The organism is Candidatus Paceibacterota bacterium, from assembly GCA_035452965.1.
In the GTDB taxonomy this organism is placed as follows: Bacteria; Verrucomicrobiota; Verrucomicrobiia; order Limisphaerales; family UBA8199; genus UBA8199.
In genome coordinates this window covers 78,080-86,835 of record DAOTCE010000020.1, presented here as the reverse complement: position 1 = coordinate 86,835, position 8,756 = coordinate 78,080, and the positions used below count along the sequence as shown (strand labels likewise).

General features: G+C 62.6%; 9 protein-coding genes. All 9 read left to right on the top strand.

Annotated features, from left to right (window positions below; genetic code table 11):
- The first annotated feature begins 2,006 nt into the window (after positions 1 to 2,006).
- The 9 genes from P5205_15045 (at position 2,007) to P5205_15005 (ending at position 8,374) form a co-directional block, all read left to right on the top strand.
- Positions 2,007 to 3,545 (top strand): DUF4055 domain-containing protein, encoded by a 1,539-nt coding sequence (locus tag P5205_15045; GenBank protein HSA11679.1) that lies wholly within the window; start codon positions 2,007 to 2,009, stop codon positions 3,543 to 3,545.
- Between the two features lie 7 nt (positions 3,546 to 3,552).
- The gene (locus P5205_15040) at positions 3,553 to 4,320 is read left to right on the top strand and encodes a hypothetical protein (GenBank protein ID HSA11678.1); all 768 of its coding nucleotides are present in this window, start codon (positions 3,553 to 3,555) and stop codon (positions 4,318 to 4,320) included.
- A 32-nt stretch (positions 4,321 to 4,352) separates the two neighbouring features.
- The gene (locus tag P5205_15035; protein ID HSA11677.1) at positions 4,353 to 5,363 is read left to right on the top strand and encodes a coat protein; all 1,011 of its coding nucleotides are present in this window, start codon (positions 4,353 to 4,355) and stop codon (positions 5,361 to 5,363) included.
- Positions 5,364 to 5,419: 56 nt separating this feature from the next.
- Entirely contained in the window at positions 5,420 to 5,647 is a 228-nt protein-coding gene (locus tag P5205_15030) for a hypothetical protein (protein ID HSA11676.1), read from the top strand.
- Positions 5,648 to 5,809: 162 nt separating this feature from the next.
- On the top strand, positions 5,810 to 6,241 hold the full coding sequence (locus P5205_15025) for a hypothetical protein (protein ID HSA11675.1): 432 nt from the start codon (positions 5,810 to 5,812) through the stop codon (positions 6,239 to 6,241).
- Positions 6,242 to 6,253: 12 nt separating this feature from the next.
- Positions 6,254 to 6,844 (top strand): hypothetical protein, encoded by a 591-nt coding sequence (locus P5205_15020; protein ID HSA11674.1) that lies wholly within the window; start codon positions 6,254 to 6,256, stop codon positions 6,842 to 6,844.
- A complete protein-coding gene (locus P5205_15015; protein HSA11673.1) occupies positions 6,841 to 7,302 on the top strand; it encodes a hypothetical protein in 462 nt (153 codons plus the stop codon). Before P5205_15020 ends, P5205_15015 begins: the two co-directional genes overlap by 4 nt.
- Complete coding sequence (locus tag P5205_15010; protein ID HSA11672.1) at positions 7,299 to 7,622, top strand: hypothetical protein; 324 nt, start codon at positions 7,299 to 7,301, stop codon at positions 7,620 to 7,622. The genes P5205_15015 and P5205_15010 overlap by 4 nt, the downstream gene beginning before the upstream one ends.
- On the top strand, positions 7,619 to 8,374 hold the full coding sequence (locus tag P5205_15005; protein ID HSA11671.1) for a hypothetical protein: 756 nt from the start codon (positions 7,619 to 7,621) through the stop codon (positions 8,372 to 8,374). The genes P5205_15010 and P5205_15005 overlap by 4 nt, the downstream gene beginning before the upstream one ends.
- Positions 8,375 to 8,756 lie beyond the last annotated feature (382 nt).

Genomic DNA, 8,756 nt, shown 5'->3' with positions numbered 1-8,756 from the left:
AGAGGTGAGGCTGACATTGGGGGCCAGCGCATGACCAGGCCGCAGCGGAGGCCAGTGAGCTTGGGAACGTTTCCGTAGCTAGGTCTGGTGATGCGTTGGCCGGGGTTGGGTTCGTTTCGCTTTCAATGCCTTTGAGCGCGGAGCCTTAGCGGAGTGCGAACTGGGTTCCTTTCGAGCCTTGGGCGAGGTGGTCTTCTTGGCCCTGGAAGGGCTACTCGACTGCCCACGGGGGACGCTGACGCGACGGACGCAGCCAACCGGAGAGAACGAGCCAACGCCAAACGAACGGCTGCCACCACGGGACACGGGGACGGAACTGAGGGGGACAGCCGCACGCGCGCCAAAACTGCACGGGCAACGAAACGCGATGGAAGTAAAACGCTGCAACCCGGCACTGCCACCGCTGCCAACGAACGCCGACCAGGGACTGCCAACGCCTAGCGGCCCAGCCACTCTGTAGATGCTCTCTCACACCTTTTCTTTGAGAGAGCATCTACAGAGTGGCTGGGACGCGGGCAGTGCCTGAGCGCGTAGGATTACCCACGACTCCCGACAGCCCGAAGGAGTCGTTTCAACTGACTTTGCCTTTGTCCGGAGCGAAGTGGCAGCTCGACGGCAGATCAGCAGCGGGCGTGACAGCCCTGTGTTGCGCCTGCGGCAGGGCTGGCACGACCGCTGCCTGCCGGCGAGCGAACGGAGCGGCTCCGGGGGCGTTGTGGTTCGGCTGGCGTTGGTTTCGTGCAGGGCGTTCGGAGTTGTGGTTGGTTCGTCGTTCTTTCTACTTCCTCTCCTCCAGCGGAGGAGAGGCTGACTTCATTTGGTTGGCGGCGTTGCTGTTTTCCAAGGCAGCGGGTGAGGTGAGAGCCTAGCGCAACCAGCCAGAGAGACGCAGCCACCGCCAGACCAACGGCTGCCACCAGGGGAGACGCGGACGCCACTGAGGAGGACAACCACACGCCCGCCACCACTGCACCGGCAACGAAACGCGCTGGAAATAGAACCCGGCAACGCGACACTGAAACCGCTGCCAACGAACGCCGACCAGGACCTGCCAACGCCTAGCGGCCCTACCGACCTGAAGAAGCTCTCTCACACCTTTTCTTGAGAGAGCTTCTTCAGGTCGGTAGGGCCGCGTGGCAGCGCTGGACGCGTAGGATTACCCGAGACGCCCGACAGCCCGAAGGGTTCCAGTCACTAACTTTGCCTTTTCCGGAGCGAGTGGCAGGGCGCATTCCAATGGTTGCAGCAGGCGTGCCAGCCCGTGGGGTTAAAGGGGGGCTGGCGCGACTGCTGCATCGTAAACGCGCCCGAACGGAGCTTCTGGGGGCGTGCGACGTTCTACGGGCGTTGGTTTCAGGGCGCGGGTTCGTGGTCGCGAAGCGGTGGGACGTTCGATGTGGAACGAGCGGAAGCAGCGAGCGTGACAGGCCGGGGTTGAAGGGGGGCCTGGCACGCTGGCTGCGCCGCGGACGTCCGAATCGGCAAGGCGTGTTCGACGGCGCGAAGCGGGAGCACGGTCGAACGCCTATGCTGGTTGGAGTCGCGGTGGCGTGTTCTAAGTAGCGCCAGCGGTGTGCCGGTTGAGTTTCTAACGATGAGCCTCAGGCCCCGCCATCCCCCGTTGCGGAAGCACAGGGGGATGGCGGGGCCTGCGGCGGTCGTGCGCCTGGGCGTGTTCGGTGCGGGGTGGTGGTTTTCCACACCGCCACGGGCGGTGTGGCTGACATTGCCTGAGCGGGAACGCATCGAATTGGAATGAACGTAGCGAGCAGCCTGCGACCGGTGGTGGTGCCGTGAGCGACTGACAGGCGGAGCGCCGGTTGCGCCGCCAAGGCGCATCCGGCGCGGAGCCTGGCAGGAGCGGTGCCTAGTGCTGGAGGTCGTCAACGGTTTCCTTCAGGAAAAGTGAGGACTCCTGATAGCGGGGGATGGCTGCTGATAGCGTGTGATGACACGGCCAGTGGGGCATCGGTTAGAGGGCAAAAAGCGATGCTAAGGTTGCGCCGATGGCCGTAAATGCGACTCATCCTGATTACGACGCCGCGTCCGTGGAATGGGCGCGAGCGCGTGATGTCCTGGCCGGCGAAGATGCCGTCAAGGCTGGGGGCGAGAAGTACCTGCCTCGGTTGGACTCGCAGACGGATGAGGAGTTTTCGGCCTATGTGAAGCGCGCCTCCTACTTCAATGCCAGCGCGCGCACGTCGGAGGCGTATCTCGGCCTGATGTTCCGGCGTCCGCCGTTCGTGAAGCTCCCCGCTGATGGTGCCGGTGTTGGCCGGGCGATGGCGGAGTTCCAGAACGACGCCGACATGCTGGGCACCACCCTCACCGGCTACGCGAAAATGGTGGTGGGCGACGTGATTGGTCTCGGTCGCGCCGGCTCGTTGGTGGACTGGGAAGATGCGGTCGAGCATCGGGCGTACGTGGTGTTCTATCGCGCCGAGCAGGTCATCAACTGGCGGGTTGAGAGGGTGAATGGTCGCAACGTGCCGACGCTGGTCGTGCTGGCGGAGCATGTCATCGCACCGCCTGGCCCGGATGATGATGGGTTCGACCTCCGGCTGGTGGATCAGATGCGGGTCCTGAAGCTGGTGCCTGGCGATGATGAGCCGGTCGCGGGCAAACACGACTACCACTGCGTGGTGGAACTGTGGCAGCCGAAGAAAACGCAGCGCAGGGGCGCCAAGGTTGAGTGGCAGCTTGTGGGAACCAGGATCCCACTGCGACTGGGCAAGCCGCTGCCGTTGATTCCGTTTGTGTTTCATGGGCCGCGGCATTCCCGGCCGGAGATAGATCGCGGGCCGCTGGAGGACATCATCACGGTGAACCTCGACCATTACCGCCTCAACGCTGACTTCAAGCACGGCTTGCATTTTACGGCGCTGCCCACTGCCTGGGTGAGTGGCTTCGATAAGGGCGCGTCTCTCCGCATCGGATCGAGCACGGCTTGGGTGAGTGAGACGCCAGGTGCCACTGCCGGCTTCCTGGAGTTCACCGGCCAGGGGCTGACGACTCATGAGCGAGCGATGGACCGCGACGAGCGGCTCATGGCCATTCTGGGTTCTCGCATGCTGGAGGACATGAAGAAGGTGGGCGAGACGGCCACGGCAATCGAGCTCCGCCAAGCCGGTGAATACAGCATCCTTGGTAATGTAGCGCTCAGCTTGAGCGAGTCGCTCACGCAGGTCCTGCGCTGGGTCTACTGGTGGAACTCCACGGAGGAGCTGCCTGATGACGTGAAGAGCGAGCAGGTGCTGATGACGCTGAACACGGATTTCAGCACGAAGGGGCTCGCGAGCCAGGATGTGCAAGCAATCGTCGCTGCCTGGCAGGCCGGCGCAATCAGCCAGGACACGATGTTTGATCTGTTCCGCCGCGGTGAGGTGCTGCCCGAGGGCAGGACGAACCAGGAGGAGGCAGCGCTACTGGAACAGCAAAGGCGCCAGGACGCGAAGAACGGTGTGGCGATTGGCACAGGTGGCCAGTCGCATAGGACGGTGGGCAATTCCAGCGGCGTACCCATGGGTAGCGCCTCAGCAACGTGAGTGAGTTATGGCACTGAAATACAAGTTCAAATCGAAAGAGGAAATTCCGGCGGAGCAGCAAGCGCTCTATGTAGAGCGTGATGGTGCGTGGATGCTGGACGTCGATGGCGCTGCGGACAAATCCAAGCTGGATGAGTTCCGCGCCAACAACATCGCGCTGAGCAACCAGCTCGCAGAGCAGACGAAGCGCTTCGAGGGCATTGACCCTGAGCAGGTGCGCAAGCTGGCCGAGGAGAAGCAGCGGCTCGAGGAAGCGCAGCAGATCAAGAGCGGCGAGGTGGGCAAGGTTGTGGAAAGCCGGCTCAAGACTGCAAAGAGCGAATGGGACAAGCAATTCGCTGCCGTCACGAACGAGCGCGACTCACTGAATGCGCGCCTTACTGGCATTCAGATTGATCAGGGCGTGATCACCGTTGCTACCAAGCGCGGCCTGCGTCCTACTGCGATTCCTGACATCACGGCGCGAGCCCGCACGGTGTTCCGCCTAGTGGATGGCGCGCCGCGTGCCTACGAGGCCGATGGCCAGACAGTGCGTGTCGGCAAGGACGGGATCACGCCTATGACTTTGGATGAGTGGGTGGAACAGCAGGTTGCTGACGCTCCTCATCTGTTTGAATCCAACGCTGGTGGCGGTGCCGCCGGCAACGGCTCCGGTGGAGTCGGTAACAAGTCCGTGAAGAATCCCTTCCGCAAGGAGACGTGGAACCTCACGGAGCAAATGAGACTGCAAAAAACCGATCCGGGTTTGGCGGCGCGGCTGAGAGCCGCTGCCTGATGAACCTGGGTCACAACCGGAGACTGTGAAGTATGGCTAAGACAGCAGTGGCGGACATTATCATCCCCACGGAGTTTGAGAAATACGCCATCGAGCGGACGGCTGAGCTGTCGCGCTTTGGCGAGTCGGGCATCATCGAGATGGCGCCCGAGTTTGATGCACTAGCGCAGGGCGGCGGGCGGGAAGTGAAGATGCCGTTCTGGAAGGACCTGACGGCGACGCGGCAATTGCTGAGTGATTCGGCGTCGCTGGCGGTGAACAAGATCGCGGCGGATACGGACATCGCGCGCATTCAGAACGATGCGCAGGTGTGGAGTGTCAACCACCTGGCCAAGGTGATCTCGGGCGACGACCCGATGCAGGCCATCGTGGACCTGGTGGCGGCCTACTGGGCGCGGACGGATGAGGGGTTGGTCATTTCCTGCCTCAAGGGAATGTTCGCCGCCGCCTCCATGTCGGGCAACCTGCTGGCGATTCATTCGGAGTCGGTCGCCGGCACCACGTCGGCGACGAAGCTGAACGGTGCGACGTTCGTGGATGCGTGCGCCAAGTTGGGCGATGCGGCCAGCCGGCTGACGGCGGTGGCGATGCACTCGGCGACGGAGGCGGCGCTCAAGAAGCTCGATCTGATTGACTTCCTGCCGGACAGCGAAGGCAAGCCGAGTCTGGCGAGCTTTCAGGGCCGGCGAGTGGTCGTGGACGACAGCTTGCCGACGCGAGCGGGCAGCACTGACGGGACGGTGTATACGACCTACCTCTTCGGCCAGGGTGCGTTCGCCAAGGGTGTCGCTCCGTTGGATGGCACGCCGCTGCAGGGTGGGCACGGGACCGAAGGCGTGGAGCTGGCGCGCGTGGCGCTGGACAGTGACACGGTGCTGATCAATCGGCGACGTTACATCCTGCATCCTCGTGGAGTGAAGTTCACCAGTGCCAGCGTGGCCGGCGACTCGCCGACCAATGCGGAGCTGGAGACCTCCAGCAACTGGGTGCGGATCTGGGAGAACAAGAACGTGCGGCTGGTGGCGGTGACGCACAACAACTAAGCGAGTGCCGGGGGCTGGTTGCCCTCGGCAATCGCCTTTCCAGAAAGGACACACGTATGGGTAAAGAGATTCCGCGTGGCTTCGAGAAGATTCGGAGCGGCGAACAGATTCAGTATCCGACGTTCACCAACGTTGCCGCCGCCGTGGCGGCTGGTGTGACGGCGGCCAAGTTCCCGCGACGCATCATTTATCTGAGCGCGGGCGGGACTGGTGCGGTGCCGTGCCTGGCAATCAGTGACGGCAGCAACTGGAAGCAGGTCGCGATTGGCGCGAACGCCATTTGAGCATGGACGGACTGCTTCCAATCATTCGACGGGTGAGGCGTCCGTTGCTGCCGGTGGAGGCGGCAACGGATGCCAAGCCTGCGCCTGTCCCTGTAGTGCCTGCCGGGGATGGGAAGTCTGAGCAGGCTGCGAACAGCAGAGAACAAGTTCCTCAACCGAATCATGGCAAAGCTACTTTATCTGAGCCGGCCGAGTAATCGCGTGCGGGAGGTGGTGCGGACCTGGTGGGCGATGCGCCGCCAGAAGCGGCGACGCTGCGGGCTGGGAACGCCCGCGCAACCGGTCATCACTGGACTCAACCTTACGGAGAGCGAAGGGGAGCCGCTGTATTGGTTCGACGTGCTAATTGATTTCACGTTCGAGCAGGGGCGTTTTCCTGATGGCACGATCGAGCTTTATTGGGCGCGCGGGTCAAATACCTGGATCGAGGAGTATGTGGGCGCCGTGCCGAGTAACGTGCGGCAGTTCCGGCACGTGAGGGCGTTCAGTGATTTCGAGAATGACGACGTGTCCTATCGGATGCGCTACCGGTGCGGCACGGAGATCATCGGGCCGTTCGGGCCGGCTTACGAGTGGTACTACTGCGCACCGTAGAAGTGAACGTATATGGCTCTCACACTGAACAAGGAAGACGGGACGGGCATGTCAGACGCCAACAGCTACGCGGACGTGGCGGACGGCGACATGTACTTCGAGGGACACCTGTATCCTTCGGCGTGGACGGCTGCGAGCGAAGATACCAAGGGCGCGGCGCTGATCATGGCGACGCGGCTGGTGGATACGCAGTTTCAGTTCAATGGCTTTAGGGCGCACGAGACGCAGGCGCTGCAGTGGCCACGGGAGCGGTGCCCGGACCCGGACCGCAATCTGGTGACCAGCACGCCGCTGTCGCCGGTGCTGACCAACTATGTGCCGAGTGACTCGGTGCCGAAAGGCGTTGTATTCGCGGTGTGCGAGATGGCGCGGGAACTCCTGATTGCGGATCGCACTGCCGCGCCTCCGGGTGAGGGGATCAGTTCCACTCAGACCAGCTCGGCGACGCACAACTCCAGCGGCGGGTCGAGCTCGCAGACCAGCGTCAGCTACAGCAAAGAGGACACGCGACCGATCATGTCGCGTGTCGCGCAGGCGATGCTGGCCAAGTATGGCGCGCTAATCCAGGGCGGCAGCGGCAGTGTGCGGCTGGTACGGGCATGAAGTGGCTCTGGACCATGCTGATGTTGGCGTGCGCCGCTGCAACTGGCGCGGAGCGGCTGACGCTGGCTTGGGATGCGTCGCCGTCCGCAGCGGTGTCAGGCTACCGGCTCTACTACGGCACGAATACGCGGTCGTATCAGTTTGTGACCAACGCGGGCCTGGTGCTGACGCAATCCGTTGTGCTGCCGCATCGTGGACGTTGGTTCTTTGCGGCAACGGCTTACGACACGAACGGGTTGGAGTCTGACTTCAGCAGCGAGGTGTCCTGGGAGAGCAAGCCCTTGCCGCCGGCGATGGCAGGAAAGGCTTGGGTGCGACTGGCGCCTGTGTTCGGGCGGAGCACGAACCTGGCGGCCTGGGGGAGTGTGACGGGTGAGGCGACGTGGTTTCCGGCGACGAACCGAGCGGAGTTCTTCCGCGTGAATCGGCTCCTGATGGAGCGAGTGATGGTGCCATGACAAACATGATTTCGGCGGATTTGATCAGCAAGGTGGACCATGCGGCGGCCATGAACGACCGCTGGCTGTTCGTAGCCAGCCTGGTGGTGTTCGGTGTGTTCGCGTGGTTTGTGATGCGGTACTTCGTGCTGCAACACGAGCGGCTGATCGAGGACCACAAGCAGGCAAGGGACAGTTACCAGGAAAGCCTGCGTGGTGTAGTGGCGGAGCAGAGCGCGGCGAACGCCAAGCTCATCGTCTGCCTGGACAACAACACAAAAGTTCTGGAGGAGTGCAGGGATGAGCTGCGTCTCGTCCGGATGGAAAGGAAGCAAGTATGAAGATGAGTCGTGGTGAGAAGATTGTTTGGGCAGCGGCGGTGGCCGGGGCGCTGGCCCTGCTGGTGGCCTGCGCGAGCGGGTGCGCCTCCTTGGATCGGGCGGCGTACAAGCAGGAAGTGACGTGGACGAATGCGCCGGTGGTGCATGTGTTCACGAATACGGTCGTGGTGACGAACGCGGTGCCCGTGGTGACGGAGCGGACCAACATCGTGTACGTGACCAACGCGGCCACTGGTGCCGTGGCGGGCTACTTGGAGCGTGAGCCGGTGGCGACGAATTTGGTCTCGGCGGTGGTGACTAACTTCGTGCCGGTGTTTTACACGAACCTGGTGCAGGTGCCGGTGACGAATCTGGTCGCGAGGCCTGAAGCTGAGGCAACGATTCAAGCTGCGGGATCCATCGTGAATACCTTCGCGCCTGGCGTTGGCAGCATCTTGGCGCTGGCCCTGGCGGGGTTGTATCACGGGTACAGGCAGGTGCGGAACCGAAAGGTCAACGAGGCGCTAGTCCAGGGCGTGGAGACCGCCCGGGCGATCCTGACCACGACGCCTCAAGGGCAGGTGGCGGATGCGCAGTTCGTCAAATGGCTGATGGAGCATCAGAAGGAGGCGGGCGTGTTCGCAACGGTTTCCGGGCTGGTGGACCAGCTCAGCGACAATCCGGCAGCGCGGCTGACGGCGCAGGAGATTGCGGAGAGGGTGCGGAAGGCCCAAACCCAACCTGGCGGTGCCGTTTCGGCGAGTGGGGCCTGATTCCTTCGTTGGTTCCGTTGGCCACTTTGTTGGCTATTGTTTCCAAGAACAGCGGTCGGTTGCAGGGAATAGCGCATGGGGTTAGCAACCGACCGCACGTGCGTTTTGTGCAATGAAGACGGGAGAAAGTTGCGTGTCAAATGGCCGATAAATGACACCGGCAAGCCTGGCGTGAACATGATGCTTCAAACTTCGGATCAGAAGGTTGCAGGTTCAAGTCCTGCCGGACGCGCCAGTTCAGAACTTCATGGGCTTTTGCCGCGGAATCGTTCTGCAGCACCATCAATCAACTCGGTCCCACCTGTAGAGAAACGGCCTGCCGTGGTGGTTTGTTACGCCAAATTGCCTCGACCCAATGCGAATCTTGGGACGATGCGGCGCT